Source organism: Bacillus sp. EB106-02-03-XG38 (assembly GCF_058792175.1).
This window is the reverse complement of the sequence record NZ_JBYTED010000001.1, coordinates 1524281-1545431: the sequence shown is the minus strand read 5'-3', so window position 1 is coordinate 1545431 and position 21151 is coordinate 1524281. Positions and strand designations below refer to the sequence as shown.

Sequence of the window (21151 nt, the reverse complement as noted above, 5' to 3'; positions counted from 1 at the left end):
AGTGGGGAATGAACAAAACCCCCCACTGATTAAAGTTTCACTTTATAAAATTTATATTCACTAAGTGTAATCTTTAGTAAATTAATAGTTAATCTGGTAAAATAAAAAACCTAACATATATAAAGGGGAGTTTTACTTGAGAACGATGCAAAAACTATTACAAAAAAGAGCAATGCAATCACCAAGTTTGGAAGCGCTTGTGGGGGGAGAGAAAAGGTATTCGTTTCAGCAGTACAATGAACGAGTAAATCAGCTTGCACACTATTTGTTACAAAGCGGTGTACAAAGAGGAGATCGTATTGGAATACTATGCAAAAATAATCATCAGTTTCCAAGCGTTATGATGGCAAGTTTAAAAATTGGAGCGGTATGTATTCCACTAAATCATCAGCTTACTGCGTATGAATTAGAAACGATTGTAAAAGAAGCAAAATTAAAAGTGTTAGTTATTGATGAAGAGTTCCATGAAGCTTTAAAGATTGATGCTGTTAAAGAAATTCCTTATGTAATGAAAACAACAAAAGAAGGCTTTGGTTCATTTGAATTAACATTACAAGAACAGCCAAGTACAGAGCCGAACGTAGAAGTTCATGAAGAGGATGATGCGATTTACTTATTTACTTCAGGAACGACTGGACAGGCGAAGGCATGTGTAATTGGTCATAAAAACTTACATCATTATTTTGCTGAAATTGCAGGACAAAGAGAAATTCCAGCAGGTGAACGCTTTTTATCTGTGCATCCATTGTTCCATATGAGTGGCGTGCTTTCTATTTTAAATTGTATTTATCATGGCGTTACGATGATTTTCTTAGCTGATTCAAACCCTACTCTCATTTGGGATAAGATTGAAGAAGAGAAAATTACGACAATGCTTGCGTTCCCAGCAGTTTATAGCTACATGCTTGATGAGCTAAATAAAAAGGAACGAAACATTTCAACTTTTAAAGTAGCACAAAGCGGTGGTACAAAAGTGCCAGAAACACTTATTTACAAATATATGGAAAAAGGAATATATATGGTGCAAGGCTATGGGAGTACAGAAGGTTGGGTGGTCACTTCATGGCATCCAATGATGGGAAAAGAAAAGATGTCTTCTGTAGGAAAAACTCTTAAACATGTAGAGCTGAAAATTGTTCACCCAGAAACAGGTGATGAACTAACAACAAATGAAGTCGGAGAAATTCATGTGAAAAGTCCATATATGTTTAAAGGGTATTGGAATAATGAAAAGGCGACAAAGAGGGTAGTAAAAGATAGTTGGTTTAACATGGGCGATGCTGGCATGATAGATGATGACGGATTCCTGCATATTATGGGAAGATATAAAGACGTTATCATACGCGGTGGTGACAACGTATATCCAGATCAAGTAGAAGATGTTATTCATGAAATAAATGGTGTTTTAGAAGTTGCAGTAGTTGGGGTTCCGGATGACTTTTGGGGTGAGGTTCCGACAGCGTATATTGTAAAAGATATGCAAACGTCTTTAACAGAAGAAGAGATTATACAGCATTGTAAAGAAAAACTAGCAAGTTATAAAATACCAGAAGTTGTATTTATGGAAGAATTACCGAAAAATGCTTTAGGGAAAGTGTTGAAGAGGGAATTAAGAGAAGGTGTACTTGTAAAATAAAAAGTGATTAGATGATGAGGAATCCAGTTATGTACAAAGCATAACTGGATCTTTTGTTTATGATTCTGTTAGTGGATATTGTTAATATTTGAAACTTTTTGTTTGTTTTTAGTGTAATATTGAAAATAAAGGAAGTTAATTAATTTCAGTACAAGGGGGAGAAAATGTGGCTATAAAATTAGAATCTGAGCATTTATGTATAGAACCTTTTACCAATGATGATGTATGTAGAATTAAAGAATTAGCTAATGACAAGGAATTAGCCAATATTCTTGGGCTTCCACACCCATATAAATTGGAGTTCGCGCAAGATTGGGTTGATATGCAACCAGAACTTATAAGGCAAGGAATCGAATATCCTTTAGGAATCATTTCTAAAGAATCAAGAGAAATTGTAGGTACAATTACATTAAGAATTGACAAAGGTAACAATAGAGGTGAGCTTGGTTATTGGATTGGTAAGAATTATTGGGGGAAAGGTTTTGCAACCGAGGCTGTAAATAGAATGATTCATTTTGGCTTTATTGAATTAGGTCTAAACAAAATTTGGGCATCTGCTATTTCCAGAAACAGATCATCGATTAAGGTGTTAGAAAAGTCGGGTTTGCGTAAAGAAGGCACATTGAGACAGAATAGACTTTTATTAAATACATATGAAGATGTTGATGTTTATGGGATATTAAAGACAGAATATACCGTTTTAAATCATAGATAACATTGGTAGTGTAATGGCAAAAGGAAACCCTTCAGAACGGGGTTTCCTTTTTGTATGTCTCAAAAATCGACATTGTAGTTTAACAGAGCTCTGTTTATCAAAAACATAATAATTTACTAGATTTTGTATTTCTTGTAATATAATAAAGAATATTCAATCAATAATTAAAGGAAGAGATATAAATGAAGCTGCCGCCATTACAAATAGAGACAGAGAGACTTATGATTCGTCCGTTCCAAAATGATGATTATGAAAGTTGGTTCGATGGATTTCATAAGAGGTTACCATCGCAGTACAAATATGACGATGGCTATCAAGTTATGGCATCATCAACAAAAGAATGGTTCACGGAATGGATAAGAGGGTTTGATGAAGCAGCACATCGAGATGAGATGTATGTATTAGGTATTTTTCGTAAAGAAGACGGGGCTAACATTGGAAAGCTAGAGCTTATAAAAATTTTACGTATGGACTATCAATGGGCGATGATGGGGTATTCCATACATAATCAATACTGGAAAAATGGGTATGGCATGGAAAGTGTGAAAGCTGCGCTATCATTATTTTTTAATAGTCTTCATTTTCATAGAATTGAATTACATATACATGTTGATAATGAGCCATCCGTTCGTCTCGCGGAAAGAGCGGGTTTTTCTTTTGAATGCAAGAGAGAGGCGTTTTCTTTAGAGAATGGGAAGTGGATGGATTTTCTTATTTATTATAAAAATAAGGAGATGAATATATGAGAGTGTTTATTACAGGTGGAAATCGCGGATTAGGGTTACAGTTAGTGAAAGTATTTCATAAAAATGGGCATATTGTTTACCCGTTAGTTAGAACTGAGGTTGCGGTAACACAATTGAAGCAAATGTTTAGTTGTAGATGTTTTCCTATACTGGCAGACTTATCGATTGATGAGAGTACAGAGCAAATTAAGAACCAGCTCGAAGAATATACAGATTATATGGATCTAGTTATAAATAGCGCTGGAATTACTGGGAAAGAGACTGAGGTTTTACGTACGAATTCAGAAGAGTTAACGGACTTATTTAATATTCATTGCTTAGGTGTAATTCGAGCTGTAAAAGGTACATATGTAGCTTTAGTTAAATCGGATCATCCGAGAATAATAAATGTGTCCTCTCGATTAGGATCATTACACAAAATGGCGAACAAAGAGTTTCCGCAAGGTCAGTTCTCCTATTCCTATCGAATTGCTAAAGCAGCACAAAATATGTTAACACTCTGCTTACAACAAGAGTTTGAAAGTAAAGGAATTGGTGTTACGGCAATTCATCCTGGAAAATTAAAGACTGACATTGGTGCCTTTGATGCGAATATGACTCCGGCTGAAGGAGCACAAAATATATATGATTGGGTAATCGATTCAAATGAGGATGTTTCAGGGAAGTTTATTGAGCCTGGGATAGGAGAATTAATGTGGTGAAGTACGATCTTACAGTTGTTCAAAGTTTATTTGGTCCTTCGAATAAAGTATTAAATGGTTTACCAAATGCAGTAACGATTGAAGAGATAGAAGAAGATGCCTTTTATAACGTACAAACTTATAAAGAAAAGATAAGTAGATTTGAAGAAATTTGTTTTAACTGGGAATTGAAAAGAGCGAGTATTGTATTAAATAAAATGTTTAGTAGTTATAACTCAAGTGCGAGAGTGTTACTTAATGCTGGTTTTTCTTTACATGCAGCAAAGATAGAAGTGTGTAGAGAGTTAGACGATGTAGAGGCGCTTGAAAAACAATTTACATACCGTTCAATAGAAGAAACGTTATCGGAGAAAGATTTTAAATGCATTTGGGAGCAATGTATGTTGAATTCAGGAAATCAAACTTCCATTTTAAATATAGATGAGCATTTTCATTCAGTGCAAACAGAGTTAGGTAAAGGTTGGGAGAAGTCATGCATTGTTTTTTATGATAAAAATGAGCCGGTTGGTTTGTCTATACCGCATATAGAGACTGGAACAGAAAGTGAAGGACGATTATTTTACTTTGGGGTAATGCCTCATTATCGCGGGAAAGGAATCTCTTCCCAACTGCATCTTCAATCTTTACATATGTTAAAGGAAATGGGCGCTACTTATTACATCGGAAGCACACATACTTCAAATGAAAAGATGCAGAGGATATTTTGGAGAAATAATTGTTCGATGAAAACGGAGATAGAGATTTATTATAAAATTTTTAAAGAAGGTTAGGAGAAAAGAAAATGAAGACTATAAACGTATTTCATTACGATGCATTTACGAATCAACCAAATATGGGGAATCCAGCAGGTGTTGTATTAGAAGCGGATGGATTAATAGAAGGGGAGATGCAGCGTATTGCTGAAAAAGTTAGGTTTAACGAAACGTCTTTCGTTCTTTCTTCAGAAGTAGCAGATATAAGAATGCGCTTTTTTACACCTCGTTTTGAAATGGATTTATGTGGTCATGGGACAGTTGGGACAATATTTGCCTTGCATGAAAGAGGTTTATTAGAAGAGAAAAGTAACCTTACGATTGAAACGAAGGCTGGGATTTTGCCGATACAAATAGGTGTAAATGAAAATGGAGAAACCTTTATTAAAATGAGGCAGGCAACACCTCAGTTTAAAGAATTTACCGGTTCAAAAGAAGAATTAGCTCATAGTATCGGTTTAGAAGTAAATGATGTAGATGTAAGTGTGCCGATTGTATATGGAAGTACGGGGAACTGGACTGTAATTGTACCGGTTAAAAATCTAGATGTATGTGAGAGAATGAAACCTAACAATAAGGTGTTTCCATCCGTATTAAGAGAAATACCTAACGCTTCTATTCATCCAGTTTGTTTAGAAACTTATGATGAGCAGGCACAAATGCACGGGCGTCATTTCTCATCGGCTTATGCGGGAACGATTGAAGATCCAGTGACAGGAACAGCTTCAGGTGTAATGGGTGCGTACTATGCGACGTATTTGGAGAAAGATTTTGATCATGAAATGGAATTAGTCGTTGAACAAGGACAGGAAATGAATAAAGATGGTCGTGTAACGGTATATGTAACGAAAGATATAGAGAATGAAAAGTTACAAATAGATATTGCGGGAACAGCGGTGTATGTGAAAGAGTTTGAAGTTTCGATATAAAGTGAAACTTTAATCAGTGGGGGTTTTGTTCATCCCCCACTGATTATCAGCCCTCACCAATCGGGCTTTTACGGGCAGTTGATCCCTCACCTAACTTCTTTGCTTCCGCTGAATTTTGAGGTGGGGGTCTTACTGCCCGTTAAAGCGGGATAAAAAAGAAAGCCCGGAATACATCCGGACTTTCATTATCTGTTCAATACTTCAATATACGAAGCATCTCCAGTTGTTCTTAAAGCAGAGCGGAAATTGTTGTTTTCTAACGTTTTAGCAACTTGTTGTAATTGTTGTGCATCATCATGATGGATAAGTAAGCTGTCGGCACCACTTTCTTCTATATGAATGTGTTCGACATTTCCGATGGCATCATGTACCGCTTTTAAAAATTCAGGTTTCATAGTGTCCTCCTATATGTATGTAACGTTGTTGTTAGTATTTCCCCATTTTTGAAATGTAAAAGTAAATGAATTTTTGTTATATTAAGATTTTGGAAGGAGTTTCCTATTTGTTTGTCAAATAATAGTAAAGTTGTCTTTTAAATTAAGGGAATCTTCGGAATTAAAGGGTGAGGAAATGGACATTTCAATAATTGCTGCACAACTCGTTAAGGAGAAAGTTATTTCACATGATCCAAATAGCGTAAAAGTACTGAACGGAGGAACGACAAGCACAGTATATTTGTTGGACGAAAAATATGTTGTAAAGCTGAATGAAGCGGAAGTAATACGTGAAGAATCTCATTTTCTTTCGTTTTATGAGGGGAATACTTTATTGTCAAAGCTTTTATATAAGGAACCTTTCCATACATATTTCGTGTATTCTTTCCTTGAAGGCAGTACGTCGTGCGAACAAGGATATAAACGAAGTACGCTTCGTACACTTGTAAAAGAAGTTATTAATAAGTATAAAATTGTTCCAGAGGCAGATGGCTGGGGATGGAAAGAAAACCCGGTTCAATCTTGGAATGAATTTTTAACGGGAAATGTGAAGACAGCTTATGAAAATGTAAAACGTTACATAAGTGAGGAAGAGTATAGAACAGTTCTTAAACTAGCGAATAGGGATGCCAAAGTAAATCATCCATTTTTATTACATGGTGATTGCGGATTTCATAATTTTATATTTCGAGAGAATAGGTTACATGGCGTAATTGATCCGTTACCTGTTTTAGGAGAACCTTTATATGATTTAATTTACGCGTTTTGTTCAACTCCTGAAGATCTTACAAAAGAAACGATTGCTTATGCGATGAAGCAATGTATATTTCATAAAAAAGAACGAGATTTGTACGAGGAAATAGTCATAGGATTATATTTGCGTATAGATACATGTTTAAGACACCACCCGAAAGATTTAAAAGATTACTTAGTAGCTTGGCGGTATTGGATGGACGAAATTGAGCCGGTTTTACAGTACCAATAGTTTGGGGGAGATAGTGAAATGAACATAGCAGAAGCAAAAAGAGATTTAGCACAAAGAACGAAAAGGGGATTTCCCGTAATAATAGCTGGTATTTTATTTTGGATTGTAGCGAGTGTAACTGGTGTCCTTCTTTCAGAAAAGCAAGTTGTGTGGGTGTATTTAATTGGTATGGGCTGTGTGTTTCCTTTTGGCTTAATGATTGCTGCTATATTGAAAATTGATATGTTTGCGAAAGGAAATCCGCTAGGGACTTTAGCTGGATTAATTGGCGGGATAAATGTATTAAATATTCCGTTTGTATTACTTGCCTATTTTCAATTTCCAGAGTGGTTACCTTTTGTAGTAGCGATGTTAATAGGTGTTCATTTCGTACCGTATGTATGGATTTATGAAAGTAAAAGTTATGGTTTATTGGCAGTAGGGACTGTATTCGTAACGTCAGTTTGCGGGATTCTTTTTGCAGACAATGGATTTACTGTCATTCCATTGTCAGTTACAGCTATCTATTTACTGACTCTAATAGGTTTATTAATCGAAAATAAAAAAGTAGATCACTATCAAAAAAAATCAGCTTAATAAAAATATAGGGATAAGGGGAATTATTATGAAAAATTTTGTTTGTACAACGTGCGGCGTACAGTATGCAGCGAGTGTGGAAGAACCGGTAAGTTGTGTTATTTGTGATGAGGAGAGACAATATGTAAATCCGAAAGGGCAGTCTTGGACGACTTTAGAAAACTTGCAATCGAGTGGTACATATAAAAATGAAATAATAGAAGAAGAAAATGGGCTTTATAGTATTACGACAAAACCAGAATTTGCGATTGGTCAAACGGGATATGTAGTGAAAACAGAGTCATATCGTTTACTGTGGGACTGTATTACTTATTTAGATGAAACGACAATTGAGAAAATAAAAGAGCTTGGTGGATTAGATGCAATTGCATTGTCTCATCCTCATTACTATTCAACGCAAGTAGAATGGGCAGAAACGTTTGATGTACCAATTTATATACATGAAGACGATAAAGAGTGGGTAGTACGCCCGAGTAGTCGTATTATTTACTGGTCTGGCGAGTCTTTACAATTAGTGGACGGAATTACTATGCATCGTCTCGGAGGACATTTTAGCGGCGGTTCTGTATTACATTGGGAAGAAGGAAATGATGGGAAAGGTATTTTATTGACAGGTGATATTATTCAAGTCGTAGCGGATAGGCAGTGGGTGAGCTTCATGTACAGTTATCCAAACTTAATTCCATTACCAGCGAGAAAAGTAGAGGAAATGGCGAATCGAGTGAAGCCGTTACAATTTAATCGTTTATATAATGCTTTTCACCGAGTAGTGAAAGAGAATGCAAATGAGGCGGTAGAACGTTCTGCTGAAAGATATATTAAGGCGGTAGAAGGAAAGCTGTTTCATACGTAAAAGGAGAATTAGCTCTATGAAAACGTTAGTATGCTTCGGTGATAGTATTAAAGCTGATGAAAAAACGGTTTACATTTTGGTCGACAAGGTTATGAGTATGTAGCGGAGTTAATTGGTAAAAAGTTAAAAGGGATTTTGTAAGAAGCAAAGTGTGCGCACTTTGCTTTTTTGTTCGCGTACTTCCTCCTACAATGCAGTAGCAAAATATATTTCACAGTAGCACATGTAGGAAAGAAATGAATAAAGTGAAATATAATTAGACCTTATTAATCGGATTATTAGGGGGAGCCCGACTTCGACCTAACTTTTTTGCTCTTATCAAATGTTGAGGAGTTGCACTTAAATAGCGGGATAAAATGTACTTTAAAGAAGTGGTTAGCCGTAATACTATGAGACATTCGTACAAAAGAAAATGATTTACTGTGCTAATGGAATACATCCAAGACTTAACAGTTGATTAATTGAACTGTAAAGTTTAAAATTACAGTATAGTTTTTAGAAGTGAGTTGTCATCGTTTGTAAAAAAACAGATAAATTAAATATTCTCGAATAAATAATATAATGTGTATTTCACTTTAAACTGTAATTTTTTTTAATACATTTTAATAATCTATATAATAATTTTAAAATGTAAAGGAGTGTGTGTAAAATATGGTGACTTTATATACGACAGCAAGCTGTAGTTCATGCCGAAAAGCAAAAGCGTGGCTTGAAGAACATCAAATTGATTATACCGAAAAAAATATCGTATCAAATTCGCTTACAGTCGATGAACTGAAATCCATTCTTCGTTTAACTGAAGATGGTGCTACTGAAATTATTTCAACCAGATCTAAAACTTTTCAGGAATTAAATATAAACATTGAGGCGCTTTCGCTTAATGAGTTTTATCAATTAATAATTGAGTATCCTCAAATGTTACGTCGTCCAATTATGCTGGATGAAAAAAGATTACAGGTTGGTTTTAACGAGGAAGAAATTAGGAAATTTTTACCGCGTAGCGTTCGAACATTTTTGAATATTGAATTGCAAAAAATGGCTAATTAATAAGTAATATTTTGAAAGGAGGAAACAGAAGTGATTGAAGTACGTGTTACAGTTAATTATAAAGATAGAAATTATCACACAAATGTTATTGTGAATAAAGATACGATTTGGACAAAAATTAAACAATTGGCAGAAGAACAAGTTAAGAAACAGTGGACTGTTTAAATTAATTTGTAACTTGAAAAGTTAATGGAAGTTAGGAGATATAGGGAAGTTCTGATAGAATATAAAGAGATTTAATTTTTCATGCTAAGCATGCTTCTTATATTTTACGTTTGACTAACCTATCTGTAATATTTATGGCTACAGTAAGTTACTAAGCGAAAAATCATATTTTTTATCGTAGGAGGACAACAATGAATAGCGACTTTACCTTGGCCATTCACAGTTTAACTTATTTAGCTTTACAACCAGATCGGATGTCAACAAGTAATGCTATTTCCGAAAGTGCAGGTGTTCATCCCGTGCGCATTCGCAAAGTGTTAAGTTTGTTAAAAAAACATAAGTTTATACAATCAAAAGAGGGAACTGGTGGAGGCTTTATTTTTGCACGTGATTTAAGTGAAATTAATCTTTGGAATATGTATCAAATAACTTCTGAAGGTGCATTGCAGCCTAAATGTCCAGAATCAAATGATCAGTGTATTGTAGGTTCGAACATGCGGAAAGTTCTTTTTGCTATTTTCTTAGGTGCGGAAGAACATCTAGGTGAATATTTAAAGAATTATACAATGAAAGAAGTTGTTGACCTTATTAATCAAGAACGTTAAGCGGCTTAATTATTATGTAGCCGTAAGTTCTTAAAAAATAACTGTAAATAAAAATATTACATTTAAATTTAGTTTTTATATCGTTACAAAAAATATGTATAAGAAGGTGAAAAAGTATGATGTCAAATAATAATCATGTTTTAAAAGTGGGAGATTGGGTTCGTGGAATATCAAATGAGGGTGAATTCATAGTTGGTTACATTGTATCACTTGATGAAGTAGAAGATGTAGTTACAGTTAGCATTGTGAAACGCGACGATAAGTATACAAAAAACGAAGCGATTTTACTCTTTAGTAAACACGTTAACAAACTCCCTGAATCAAAGGTAATAAATAAGGAACAAATCCTTTATCTGATAGACCTTGCATTATTAACAGGGGATGAAGAATGGTTTATTGAGCTCTCAGCAAAATTAAACTCGATAAAAGAGCTAGTTAATGAGGGGTTTTAAAGATTATATTATGATATTTTCTATGTAACGGTGCAAATTCAAACTTTTGAAGGGGCACACAATCCGCCTTATGGAGAGGACACAATTACTTTTCGTTTAAAAGGAAATGAAATAAAAGCCATTCATTACAAACATAGAAATATCCCTAAAGAAGAGTTGAAAAAACTAAAATTAAGATGACATTGAAGTGATTTGTTTGCTAACTCCTAATAATGATAATGATGTAAATAAGCTGTCCGTATACGGGCAGCTTATTTTATGTTTTCGTTTAGCAAAATGTTAGCGGCTCTCTTGTTACTATCAAGTTGAAAGTGTATGTGAATGCAATGTCTATAATATATATCCTAAAAATTGGTTTGTGCATTTAAAAAAATATTTCTTTTTAACCACATTAATTATTTATTAGAATATCTTTTTTAAATTAAAATAAAATTTTTCGATAAAGAAATATATATAAATTTTTAAAATGAGTAGCTTGAATAAACAATATTTTATTGTATTTTATGCTAATAAATTCCGTTTTAAGTGATAGGAACAAGGGTTGCGTGCCAACTGTAAAATATTATCCATGTAAAATTATATCCATTTAATATTTCTGAAAATATAAAAATATTAATTTTATAAATATACACGTTATAATGAGGGCGTCGAGAGAAATTTTATTATCTCTGGAGAAAATATAAAAAATGCGATGACTAGTAAGAAAGGTGTGTGGTTAGAGGCGAAATGTATGTAAAGTGCTTCAGTGGCTTGTGTAATCAATACCATAAATGCTACCGAAGCTATTAAAGTGATGTATAGAATTGAGAAAGAAATGCCTCATAAATGAAGAGAGGCCGGTTTAACTGAAATTACTGTTACAAGTAATTTAGAGAAACCATTAAAGTAATACACTGTTATTAGAAATGTTGCAACGTATTTATGAAATCTATTCAATATTGTTCTCTTAAGCGGTCTTTATATAAGGAGCGAATATTACGAGTGAACTTTTTTGTGAACGCTAACAATTATATTAGGACGCTAACTAGCGACTGTTTTAATTTGGATTCATTACGATGAAGGACTTGCAATGTGGGGCAACTTGTAAGGAATTCATTTTCCGAAAAAAATATTCGTTAGCTATAAAGAGAGACGCAGGAATAGATAAAAGGGGGAGTTATTATATGAACGGGAATACTGCAAAGAAAATAGAAGTTCAAGCTGAAAATACCGCACTAAAAAATGAGCAATATGCAGATCCGAAAAAGTGGCATAAGCAGGATACTACATGGGCATTGAGCCTATTTGGAACTGCAATTGGAGCAGGGGTGCTCTTTTTACCGATTAATGCAGGTTCAGGTGGATTATTATCATTACTACTAATTACATTGCTTGCATATCCAGTTATGTATTACTCACATAGGGCGCTTGCTAAAATGATATACGCTTCTAATTCTGCTGATGAGGGGATCACAGGTACAATTAGAGAGTATTTCGGAAATAAAGCGAGTATCATTTTTAACATCGTATATTTCGTTTCAATTTATACAATCGTACTAATGTATTCGGTTGCACTTACAAACACTGCAAGTAGTTTTATCGTGCATCAATTGCACATGCCAGAGCCTCCAAGAGCTATTTTATCACTTGTATTAGTTCTTGGTCTTATCGCTATACTGAATTTTGGTCAAGATATTACTGTGAAAATCATGAGTATGCTAGTGTATCCTTTCATAGCTTCTCTACTGTTTATCGCAATATCTTTAATTCCACAGTGGAATACGTCAATGCTTAGCTTTTCAGCTGTTTCTACTGCTTCAACAGGAACAGGATATTTTGGAACGATATTGTTAATTCTACCAATCATCGTATTCTCATTTAATCATTCACCTATGATTTCATCATTTGTTGTGAAACAGAGAGCTACGTATGGAATAGAAGCTACTGATGCTAAATGTGCGCAAATACAAAAAGTTTGTTATATTATGACATTCGTTGTAGTTATGTTCTTCGTTTGGAGTAGTGCACTAAGCTTAACTCCAGAGGATTTAAAAATGGCAAAAGAGCAAAACTTATCAATTCTTTCATATCTTGCTAATGAACTGAATTCACCTGTAATTACGATTGCAGCTCCAATCATTGCTTTTGTGGCTATTACAAAATCTTTCCTTGGCCATTATATCGGAGCATTTGAAGTAATGCGTGACATGATTATTAAGTTCGGTAAATCACGTGGAAAAGTAATTGAAGAAAAAACAATTAAGACAATCGTTCTTACTTTTGTTGTATTATCATGCTGGTTTGTTGCTTATACAAATCCAAGTATTCTTGGACTTATTGATTCTCTAAGTGGTCCATTAGTTGCTGCTATCTTATGTCTATTACCGATGTATGCGATTCAAAAAGTACCAGTATTAGCTAAATACAAAGGGAAAATGAGTAACGTATTTGTTATTATTGTAGGTGTACTTACTGTTTTAGCAAGTATTAAATCATTATTCTAATTCACGATTGTTAGTTCTAATATTAAATAGAACGATTTTGGGACAGGCTTCTCCGTTTGGAGGATCTGTCCCTTTTTAATGTGTGACAATTTAATCTTATTGATTTTATGGGATATTTCCGCATAATTGTAGCTAAGGGAGCTGATTTTAAGTTGAGTAAACTGAATATTGGTACAATGGTTTGGGGAGATATAATTGTTACCCGTCTTATCGGTAAAATTAAAACAGATGATGTGTATGAATGGTTTAATGGATTCGAGCAAGTTTGTCAGCAATTCAATTCCGAGGGGCGGAAATACAAATTGCTGGTCGATAGAAAAGGATACACGCCAGATCATTTTTCTGTTCAAAAAGCATGGAAAGATACGTTTTTTAATGAAGCGATTTTGAAACACAGTAAGGCAATTGCTTTTCTTCTTGAAGAAGGGGAGATACTGAATTATTTACAACAGTCCAATACAAAAGAATCTGTAAAATTCTTCGATGATTATGAACAAGCATTCCTTTGGTTGAATGAATATCCTATATGAAATTATTAGTGAAACGGTTGCTTAAGCAACTGGTTTTTTTATGCTTGCGAGTAGTATTGGGAAGAAAATTTCTATACGAAATGTTTAGCATTAGAGGACATACATTTTTAATGCGTTAAATATAATTCATAATAGCACCAGGAAGAAGAGAATACGTAGATATATTGATTTCAAAAATATCAATGTAGCGTAAAGTGAGTAAGGGGGATAAAGACATGAGTACTTCAAATTTGAATGAAATCAGTAAACAAATTTTAATAGAGGAGGAAACACTTCAATTTTCCTCTTTTACAAATGAAGATGCACTGCAGATAGGTTTATTTATCGTTGAAACAGCGAAAAAGGAAGGGAAATTGATTGCTGTTGATATAGCGAAAAATGGTGTACAACTATTTCATTTCAAGATGACAGGGACAACTGCGGAAAATACGCAATGGATTGAGCGTAAAAAACGAGTTGTTTCTTTGCATAATCATAGCTCGTATTATATGCAAATACAAAGTGAAATAACGGGCGTTCCATATAATGAAAAATATCTTTTAGATAGGTCGGATTATGCTGCGTTTGGTGGATGTGTTCCTGTCCAAATAAAAGACGTAGGGGTTATTGGAATGATAACTGTTTCAGGATTACCACCAGAAGAAGATCATGAATTAGTTATAAGGGCAATTAAAAATCATTTGAAGCAATAATAAAAAGGCAAGACCGAACAAGAATATGTTCGATCTTGCCTTTTTGTTATTCAGTTCATGAACATATTTCTAATACGGTGTTACGGAATGAAAAATCTTTAATTCGAGACACTTTTCTTGACGATAATAATCTATGGAAATAATATGATAGACATAACATAATTAAATTACTAAAAGTAATTAAGTTATTTTATATAAGTATAAGTGGGTAAGTAGTATGTGGTGAAAATGCTTTGAATTGCCACTATTAATATTGGGGACAATTAGAAAGCGACAAATATAAAGAATTAGCAATTAAGAAGTAAGATTGGATACACAACAATAGTAGCTTCTGTACAATGCATTTTTACTATAGTGAAAATGACTATACATCACGAGGGGGACTGAAATTGGAATCAATGACCTTTGTTTTATTTGGAGCAACAGGGGATTTAGCTAAAAGAAAAATTTACCCCGCGCTATATAACTTATATAGAGATCAAAAGCTTCCGAAGCAAATATCTGTTATTGGGCTTGGAAGACGTGAAGTATCTCATTTAGATTTTCAAAAAAGAGTAAAAGAATCTATAGAAACTTTTTCTCGTCGCAAGGAAGAAGGTACTCCGAACATAGAGGGTTTTTTAGCGTATTTTCGTTATTGTCCGTTGGATGTGAATAAGCCAGAAGATTATAAAAGGTTATTACAAGTAGTTCGTGAAAGGGAAGAAGAACAAAATATACAAGGGAATAGAATGTTCTACCTTTCAGTTACTCCTGACTTCTTTGAGACCATTGCTTTAAATATTAAGGAAAGTGAACTTGATAAAACGGATGGATGGAAGCGCCTAATGATTGAGAAACCGTTTGGTCATGATCTTACATCTGCCCGAGAGCTGAATGATAAGCTTAGCCGAACGTTTGAAGAAGACGAAATATACCGTATTGATCATTATTTAGGTAAGCCGATGGTTCAAAATATTGAAGCACTTGAATTTGCAAACCCTGTTCTCCAATCGATTTGGAATAAAGAACATATTGCGAATGTACAAATCACAGCTAGTGAAACTGTTGGTGTAGAAGAAAGGGCAGGATATTATGATCATGCAGGAGCCATTCGCGATATGGTTCAAAATCATATGCTGCAAATATTAATGATGACTGCTATGAATCTGCCGGAAAAGATTAATGCATGTGAAATTCGTGAGGAAAAACGAAAGGTCATGGAGACTCTTCGTAAAGTGAAAAAAGAAGACGTTCAGAAGCATATCATCCGCGGACAATATGCTTCAGGGGAGATAAAAGGACAACAAGTTGTAGCGTATAGAGAGGAGCCAGGAGTAAATCCTTCTTCTCAAACAGATACATTTGTTGCGGCTCGTTTATGGATTGATAACCCATTTTGGACTGATGTTCCTTTTTACATACGAACAGGAAAAAGAATGAAAGAAAAGTCTACTCGTATTGTAATTGAGTTTAAAAATACATTAAAACAGCAGTATCAAGATAGTAATCCAAATGCAGCACCTAATTTGTTAATCATTGAAATTAGCCCAAATGAAAATGTTTCACTCCAATTAAATAGTAAAAATCCATTGAACAATGGAGAGCTTGAACCAATCCGTATTCATTTTACTTGTGAGCAAACAGGATTGGGAGTACCGGAAGCTTACGAAAGACTTATCTATGACGCTGTATGTGGAGATTCTACATTCTTTGCACACTGGAGAGAAGTTGAATTGTCATGGGAATGGGTGCAGCCAATTCTTGAAGCGTTCGAAGAGAACTTGTTACCTCTTCATGAATATGAGTCTGGCTCGTATGGTCCGGATGCTGCTCATGCTCTATTACAAGAAAGTGAATTTAAATGGTGGTTAGATGAGGAATGGAAAAAGTAAGTACATTCTTATAAGTAAAGCAATATGACAAAAAGATATTCATCATTTTATTAACATGTATTTATGATGAAAGGTAATTCAAGGAGGAATTATATTATGAGAGTAGGATTAATTGGTTTAGGTAAAATGGGATTAAATTTAGGGAAGAATTTAATGGATCATAAACATGAAGTAGCAGCATTTGATTTAAATACAAGTGCAGTGGAAGAAATGAAAGAGTATGGTGCTACAGGTGTATCTAGCTTAAGCGAACTTGTTCAATCATTACAATCACCAAGAATTCTTTGGGTAATGGTTCCGCACGCTGTCGTTGATTCTGTTATTAATGAGGTTACCCCGCTGTTATCAAAAGGAGATATTTTAATTGAAGCTGGGAATTCACATTATAAAGAGTCTATTCGCCGATATGAGCAATTAAAGAAAGACGGAATTCACTTTATGGATGCAGGAACTTCTGGCGGAATGGAAGGTGCTCGTAATGGTGCTTGTTACATGATCGGAGGCGATCAAGAAGCTTGGGACATCGTTGAGCCTATCTTCCGAGATACAGCTGTAGAAAATGGATACTTATATGCTGGGAAAGCTGGTAGTGGTCACTTTTTAAAAATGATTCACAACGGAATTGAATACGGAATGATGGCCGCTATTGGTGAAGGATTTGAGGTTTTAGAGAAGAGTGAATTTGACTACGATTATGAAAAAGTATCAAGAGTATGGAACAACGGTTCAGTAATCCGTTCATGGTTAATGGAATTAACAGAAAATGCATTTTCTAAAGATGCGAAACTGGATGAGATTAAGGGAGTTATGCATTCTTCTGGTGAAGGGAAATGGACAGTAGAAACCGCATTAGACCTTCAAACAGCAACTCCTGTTATCGCAATGTCTTTATTAATGCGCTACCGCTCATTAGACAATGATACGTTTACAGGAAAAGTTGTCGCAGCTCTGCGTAATGAATTTGGCGGGCATGCAGTAGAAAAGAAATAAACTTCTTAAAATTTTAACTCATCAACGTTTAAAAACTGGAGGGAATTGATCATGAAATTTTTTATTGATACTGCAAATCTTGAGGACATAAAAAAAGCATATAAACTAGGAGTTTTAGCTGGCGTCACAACGAATCCGTCTTTAGTAGCAAAAGAAGGCATTAAGTTTGAAGACCGTATTGCAGAAATTTGTCAAGCAGTGCCTAAAGTTGAATCTGTTTCGGCAGAAGTAACACCAGATGCTATTACAGCCGAAGAGATGATCGCTCAAGCAGAAGAACTAATTAAAATTAACGGTGGCGATGAAAAAGTTACAATAAAACTTCCGATGACATTAGCAGGATTAGAAGCTTGTCGCTACCTTACTGAAAAAGGTGTGAAAACGAACGTTACACTAATTTTCACTGTGAACCAAGCTCTTTTAGCTGCTCGAGCAGGTGCCACGTACGTTTCTCCATTTTTAGGTCGTTTAGATGATATTTCTGAAGATGGCGTACTATTAGTTGCTAAAATTGCTGAATTATTCGATGTTCATCTATTAGATACACAAATTATTGCAGCTTCAGTGAGACATCCAGACCATGTAACTCGCGTAGCAATGGCAGGTGCTCACATCGCAACAATTCCTTATAAAGTCATTGAACAACTTGCTATGCACCCATTAACTGATCAAGGTATTGAAAAGTTTGCTGCGGACTGGGCGAAAGCGCCTAAGTTATAATGAAGTGAGGCCTTCAATTTTCAAAATAGCACTATAGTTAGAAAAAGGACCTCCTTATGAGAGTGAAGTTTATGAAAACGTAGCTCTCATAAGGAAGCGTCTTTTTTGTATAAATCTTTTATGTATAGGAATGTTTTGAAAGGGGTTACATGGTGAACTCAAAATATATGATTGGTGTAGATATTGGGACAACTAGTACAAAAGCAGTTTTGTTTTCGATTGATGGATCTGTTATTGCAAGTCATGGGATTGAATATCCTTTGTATTCTCCTACGCCAGAAACAGCAGAACAAGATCCAGAAGAGATTTTTCAAGCGGTCATACATACGATTAAAGAAACTATACAAACAAGTAATGTGCAGCCAGCTGATATTCTTTGTGTTTCTTTTAGTTCGGCAATGCATAGTGTCATTGCTGTAGACGAAGCAGGGAATCCATTAACGAGATGTATTACTTGGGCAGATAATAGAAGTGCGAGCTGGGCAGAGAAAATAAAGAATGATATGAATGGTCATGAAATTTACCTCCGTACTGGTACACCAATCCATCCTATGTCACCACTTTCGAAATTAGTTTGGCTTAAAAATGAGCATGCTGAGTTATTTGCGAAAAGCTATAAATTCATCTCTATTAAAGAGTATGTTTTCTATAAGTTATTTAAAGAATATGTAATTGATTATTCTATTGCATCAGCGACAGGAATGTTCAATTTGAAATCTTTAAAATGGGATGAAGAAGCTTTGCATGTTGCAGGAATTACAGATGAAAAGCTATCTACAGTTGTTCCCACGACGCACAGTTTAATAGGGATACATGAAGAACTTGCAAGAGAGGTGAATGTACTTGTTACGACTCCTTTTATAGTCGGTGCGAGTGATGGAGTTCTATCAAATTTAGGAGTAAATGCAATAGAACCTGGAGTAGTTGCTATTACAATTGGTACGAGCGGTGCGGTGCGAGTTGTCACAAATCAGCCTGTAACGGATCCGAAGGGTAGGACTTTTTGTTACACGTTAACTGAGGACCTTTGGGTAATTGGTGGACCGGTGAATAATGGCGGTATGATTTTTAGGTGGGTTCGTGACCAGTTATGTGCGTTAGAAGTTGAGCAAGGGAAGCGCTTAGGACAAGATCCTTATGAATTGCTTACGGAAATAGCAGCAAAAGTGAATCCTGGATCTGACGGTTTATTGTTTCATCCGTATTTAGCAGGAGAAAGAGCTCCTATATGGAATGCGAATGCACGGGGATCTTTCTTTGGACTTGGTCTACATCATAAGAAAGAGCATCTTATCCGTGCTGTTTTAGAGGGAATTATTTATAACTTGTATACCGTTCTCCTTGCTTTAAAAGAGCTAATTGGTGAACCGAAAAAAATTCAAGCAACAGGTGGCTTTGCAAGATCGGAACTTTGGAGACAGATGATGGCGGATATTTTTCATCAAGACGTATACGTTCCCGAAAGTTTCGAAAGCTCTTGTCTAGGAGCAGCTATCCTCGGTTTATATAGTCTAGGTGAAATAGATACATTATGCGTAGTATCTGAAATGGTAGGTGCCAACTTTTATCATGAGCCAAATATGGAAAGTGTGGAAAAATATAAAGATTTGACACCGATCTATATTCGTCTATCCCGTCAATTGGAAGAAGAATATGAAAGTATTGCAGCGTATCAAAAAAAGTGGGTTTAAAGGTAATTTAGTAGGAAAATATGGTAACGTATAAAGAGGTACTCCGATTTTTTTAGGATACTCTTTCAACATAAAATATTTTAAGTAGTATGGTGAACGAAAAATATAGGGAGAGAGGGTTATGAAAATGAAGGAAAACAAAGAGTTTATTGGATATGTTGGAACGTACACGAAAGAAAATAGTGAAGGAATATATAAGTTTACTTTAGATACGGAAGCAAAGAAAATTAGTAATGTAACACTTGCGGCTAAGCTGGATAACCCTACATATGTAACGATTAGCAAAAATAATGAATATCTCTATTCTGTTGTTAAGGAAGGCGAATCTGGTGGTGTAGCTGCTTATTCTATTCATAGTCATACTGGAGAGCTAACGGAACAAAACAGACAAGTAGTAGAAGGGGCTTCTCCTTGTCATATTAGTGTTGATAGTGGAAATCGTACGGTAGTTACAGCGAATTACCATAAAGGAACGATTGAGTCTTTTGTAGTTAATGAAGAAGATGGAACTGTAAATCCTGCCACATCTATTATGGCACATGAAGGTTCAGGTCCGAACAAAGAAAGACAAGAAAAACCACATGCACATTACGCAGGATATACTCCAGGTGAAAAGTATGTAGTAGGTGTTGATTTAGGGATTGATAAAATACTTACGTATGAAATAAAAGATAGTAAGTTAAAAGAAGTAAATAGCTTGTCTGTAAAACCAGGAAGTGGTCCGAGACATATTGCTTTTCACCCGAACGGAAAGCATGCTTATGTGATGACTGAACTTAGCTCGGAAGTTATTGCATTATCATATAATCCGGAAGAAGGGTCCTTTACAGAGTTGCAGTATATTTCTACCGTTCCGAAAGAATTTGATGACAATAGTCAAGGAAGTGCGATTCATATTTCTTCTGACGGCCACTTTGTATATGCAGGTAATCGCGGTCATAATAGTATCGCTGTATTCAGTGTGGATCAAAATTCAGGTGAGCTTACATTTGTTGCACATACATCTACAGAAGGAAATTGGCCGAGGGATTTCGTATTAGATCCGACTGAAAAGTTTCTTATTGCTACAAATGAAAAGTCACATAACCTTGTGCTATTTTCAAGAAATGAAACGACAGGGGAGTTAACATTGTTACAATCTGATGTTGTTGTACCGGAGCCTGTTTGTGTGAAGTTTTTGAATGTTTAATTTGAGTTGAGGTTCAATGCATATAGCGGTGTCGGTATTTGTCGGTAAGTCGATATTCCTTGTCGAAACGTCGATATATTTGAAAAATCGTTGATACAATTTCAAATCCTCAAAAACAGAGAAAAGCAAAGCGATATCGCTTTGCTTTTTACTGTTTTTTCTTAGGTCTACGTACTAATTCGCCACCGCAGTTTGGGCAAACGTTGTGTCTTTCTTCTGTACACGGTGCACAAAATGTACATTCATACACGCAAATGTAAGCTTCAGAGTTTGGTTCGAGAGATTGATCGCAAATTTGACAGTTTGTTTTCATTTCGAGTGCCATAGTAAGTCTCCTTTTAGTTTGAATATTTATAATTTAATTATAATTCATTAGATAGAAGTTG

Annotated in this window: 23 protein-coding genes and 2 pseudogenes; 23 read left to right on the top strand and 2 right to left on the bottom strand. The window is 35.0% G+C overall.

The genetic code is table 11. The features are described from left to right. The first annotated feature begins 136 nt into the window (after window positions 1–136). The 6 genes from AC3WTI_RS07855 (at window position 137) to AC3WTI_RS07830 (ending at window position 5479) form a co-directional block, all read left to right on the top strand. On the top strand, window positions 137–1636 hold the full coding sequence (locus AC3WTI_RS07855; protein WP_142286775.1) for a class I adenylate-forming enzyme family protein: 1500 nt from the start codon (window positions 137–139) through the stop codon (window positions 1634–1636). 166 nt (window positions 1637–1802) lie between these two features. Then, the gene (locus AC3WTI_RS07850) at window positions 1803–2351 is read left to right on the top strand and encodes a GNAT family N-acetyltransferase (RefSeq protein ID WP_000985511.1); all 549 of its coding nucleotides are present in this window, start codon (window positions 1803–1805) and stop codon (window positions 2349–2351) included. Between the two features lie 182 nt (window positions 2352–2533). Beyond that, window positions 2534–3097 carry a GNAT family N-acetyltransferase gene (locus AC3WTI_RS07845; RefSeq protein WP_087958897.1) on the top strand — a complete coding sequence of 188 codons (564 nt, stop codon included), beginning with the start codon at window positions 2534–2536 and terminating at the stop codon, window positions 3095–3097. Next, window positions 3094–3798, top strand: a complete 705-nt coding sequence (locus AC3WTI_RS07840; protein ID WP_087958898.1) for an SDR family NAD(P)-dependent oxidoreductase — start codon at window positions 3094–3096, stop codon at window positions 3796–3798. The genes AC3WTI_RS07845 and AC3WTI_RS07840 overlap by 4 nt, the downstream gene beginning before the upstream one ends. Beyond that, window positions 3795–4568, top strand: coding sequence for a GNAT family N-acetyltransferase (locus AC3WTI_RS07835; protein WP_142286776.1), 774 nt, complete (start codon window positions 3795–3797; stop codon window positions 4566–4568). The genes AC3WTI_RS07840 and AC3WTI_RS07835 overlap by 4 nt, the downstream gene beginning before the upstream one ends. Before the next feature lie 11 nt (window positions 4569–4579). Next, entirely contained in the window at window positions 4580–5479 is a 900-nt protein-coding gene (locus AC3WTI_RS07830) for a PhzF family phenazine biosynthesis protein (RefSeq protein ID WP_087958900.1), read from the top strand. A 185-nt stretch (window positions 5480–5664) separates the two neighbouring features. Here AC3WTI_RS07830 and AC3WTI_RS07825 read toward each other — a convergent pair whose 3' ends face one another. Further along, a complete protein-coding gene (locus AC3WTI_RS07825) occupies window positions 5665–5874 on the bottom strand; it encodes a hypothetical protein (RefSeq protein ID WP_000801653.1) in 210 nt (69 codons plus the stop codon). A gap of 175 nt (window positions 5875–6049) precedes the next feature. Here AC3WTI_RS07825 and AC3WTI_RS07820 point away from each other — a divergent pair, with 175 nt between their 5' ends. From AC3WTI_RS07820 to AC3WTI_RS07740, 17 genes and pseudogenes are all read left to right on the top strand, one after another. Continuing rightward, window positions 6050–6898 (top strand): phosphotransferase, encoded by an 849-nt coding sequence (locus tag AC3WTI_RS07820; protein ID WP_087959032.1) that lies wholly within the window; start codon window positions 6050–6052, stop codon window positions 6896–6898. An 18-nt stretch (window positions 6899–6916) separates the two neighbouring features. Next, complete coding sequence (locus AC3WTI_RS07815) at window positions 6917–7474, top strand: DUF7010 family protein (RefSeq protein ID WP_097841797.1); 558 nt, start codon at window positions 6917–6919, stop codon at window positions 7472–7474. Window positions 7475–7502: 28 nt separating this feature from the next. Continuing rightward, window positions 7503–8327 carry an MBL fold metallo-hydrolase gene (locus AC3WTI_RS07810; RefSeq protein WP_097841796.1) on the top strand — a complete coding sequence of 275 codons (825 nt, stop codon included), beginning with the start codon at window positions 7503–7505 and terminating at the stop codon, window positions 8325–8327. Window positions 8328–8387: 60 nt separating this feature from the next. Next, a pseudogene (locus tag AC3WTI_RS07805) lies at window positions 8388–8468 on the top strand (esterase); the annotation flags it as partial. A 510-nt stretch (window positions 8469–8978) separates the two neighbouring features. Further along, a complete protein-coding gene (gene spxA, locus AC3WTI_RS07800; RefSeq protein ID WP_087958903.1) occupies window positions 8979–9374 on the top strand; it encodes a transcriptional regulator SpxA in 396 nt (131 codons plus the stop codon). 30 nt (window positions 9375–9404) lie between these two features. After that, entirely contained in the window at window positions 9405–9539 is a 135-nt protein-coding gene (locus AC3WTI_RS07795; RefSeq protein ID WP_087958904.1) for a BA3454 family stress response protein, read from the top strand. Window positions 9540–9730: 191 nt separating this feature from the next. Further along, window positions 9731–10144 carry an Rrf2-family transcriptional regulator SaiR gene (saiR, locus tag AC3WTI_RS07790; RefSeq protein ID WP_001083471.1) on the top strand — a complete coding sequence of 138 codons (414 nt, stop codon included), beginning with the start codon at window positions 9731–9733 and terminating at the stop codon, window positions 10142–10144. 116 nt (window positions 10145–10260) lie between these two features. Then, window positions 10261–10596, top strand: a complete 336-nt coding sequence (locus AC3WTI_RS07785; protein ID WP_071758698.1) for an IDEAL domain-containing protein — start codon at window positions 10261–10263, stop codon at window positions 10594–10596. 15 nt (window positions 10597–10611) lie between these two features. Then, window positions 10612–10776 (top strand): annotated as a pseudogene (locus tag AC3WTI_RS07780) (DUF3888 domain-containing protein); the annotation flags it as partial. Between the two features lie 983 nt (window positions 10777–11759). Further along, window positions 11760–13079, top strand: a complete 1320-nt coding sequence (locus AC3WTI_RS07775) for an aromatic amino acid transport family protein (protein ID WP_087958905.1) — start codon at window positions 11760–11762, stop codon at window positions 13077–13079. 107 nt (window positions 13080–13186) lie between these two features. Next, window positions 13187–13609 carry a SpoIIAA family protein gene (locus AC3WTI_RS07770; protein ID WP_087958906.1) on the top strand — a complete coding sequence of 141 codons (423 nt, stop codon included), beginning with the start codon at window positions 13187–13189 and terminating at the stop codon, window positions 13607–13609. A gap of 215 nt (window positions 13610–13824) precedes the next feature. Beyond that, on the top strand, window positions 13825–14301 hold the full coding sequence (locus AC3WTI_RS07765) for a heme-degrading domain-containing protein (RefSeq protein ID WP_071758701.1): 477 nt from the start codon (window positions 13825–13827) through the stop codon (window positions 14299–14301). 389 nt (window positions 14302–14690) lie between these two features. Further along, window positions 14691–16175 (top strand): glucose-6-phosphate dehydrogenase, encoded by a 1485-nt coding sequence (gene zwf, locus AC3WTI_RS07760; protein ID WP_087958907.1) that lies wholly within the window; start codon window positions 14691–14693, stop codon window positions 16173–16175. Window positions 16176–16271: 96 nt separating this feature from the next. Further along, window positions 16272–17165, top strand: a complete 894-nt coding sequence (gene gnd / locus AC3WTI_RS07755; protein ID WP_087958908.1) for a phosphogluconate dehydrogenase (NAD(+)-dependent, decarboxylating) — start codon at window positions 16272–16274, stop codon at window positions 17163–17165. A gap of 51 nt (window positions 17166–17216) precedes the next feature. Then, complete coding sequence (gene fsa / locus AC3WTI_RS07750) at window positions 17217–17885, top strand: fructose-6-phosphate aldolase (protein WP_071758704.1); 669 nt, start codon at window positions 17217–17219, stop codon at window positions 17883–17885. 149 nt (window positions 17886–18034) lie between these two features. Further along, the gene (gene gntK, locus AC3WTI_RS07745; RefSeq protein WP_087958909.1) at window positions 18035–19576 is read left to right on the top strand and encodes a gluconokinase; all 1542 of its coding nucleotides are present in this window, start codon (window positions 18035–18037) and stop codon (window positions 19574–19576) included. Between the two features lie 121 nt (window positions 19577–19697). Further along, window positions 19698–20765, top strand: coding sequence for a lactonase family protein (locus AC3WTI_RS07740; RefSeq protein WP_087958910.1), 1068 nt, complete (start codon window positions 19698–19700; stop codon window positions 20763–20765). Window positions 20766–20913: 148 nt separating this feature from the next. Here AC3WTI_RS07740 and AC3WTI_RS07735 read toward each other — a convergent pair whose 3' ends face one another. Beyond that, window positions 20914–21090 (bottom strand): DUF1272 domain-containing protein, encoded by a 177-nt coding sequence (locus tag AC3WTI_RS07735; protein WP_073515708.1) that lies wholly within the window; start codon window positions 21088–21090, stop codon window positions 20914–20916. Window positions 21091–21151: the final 61 nt, after the last annotated feature.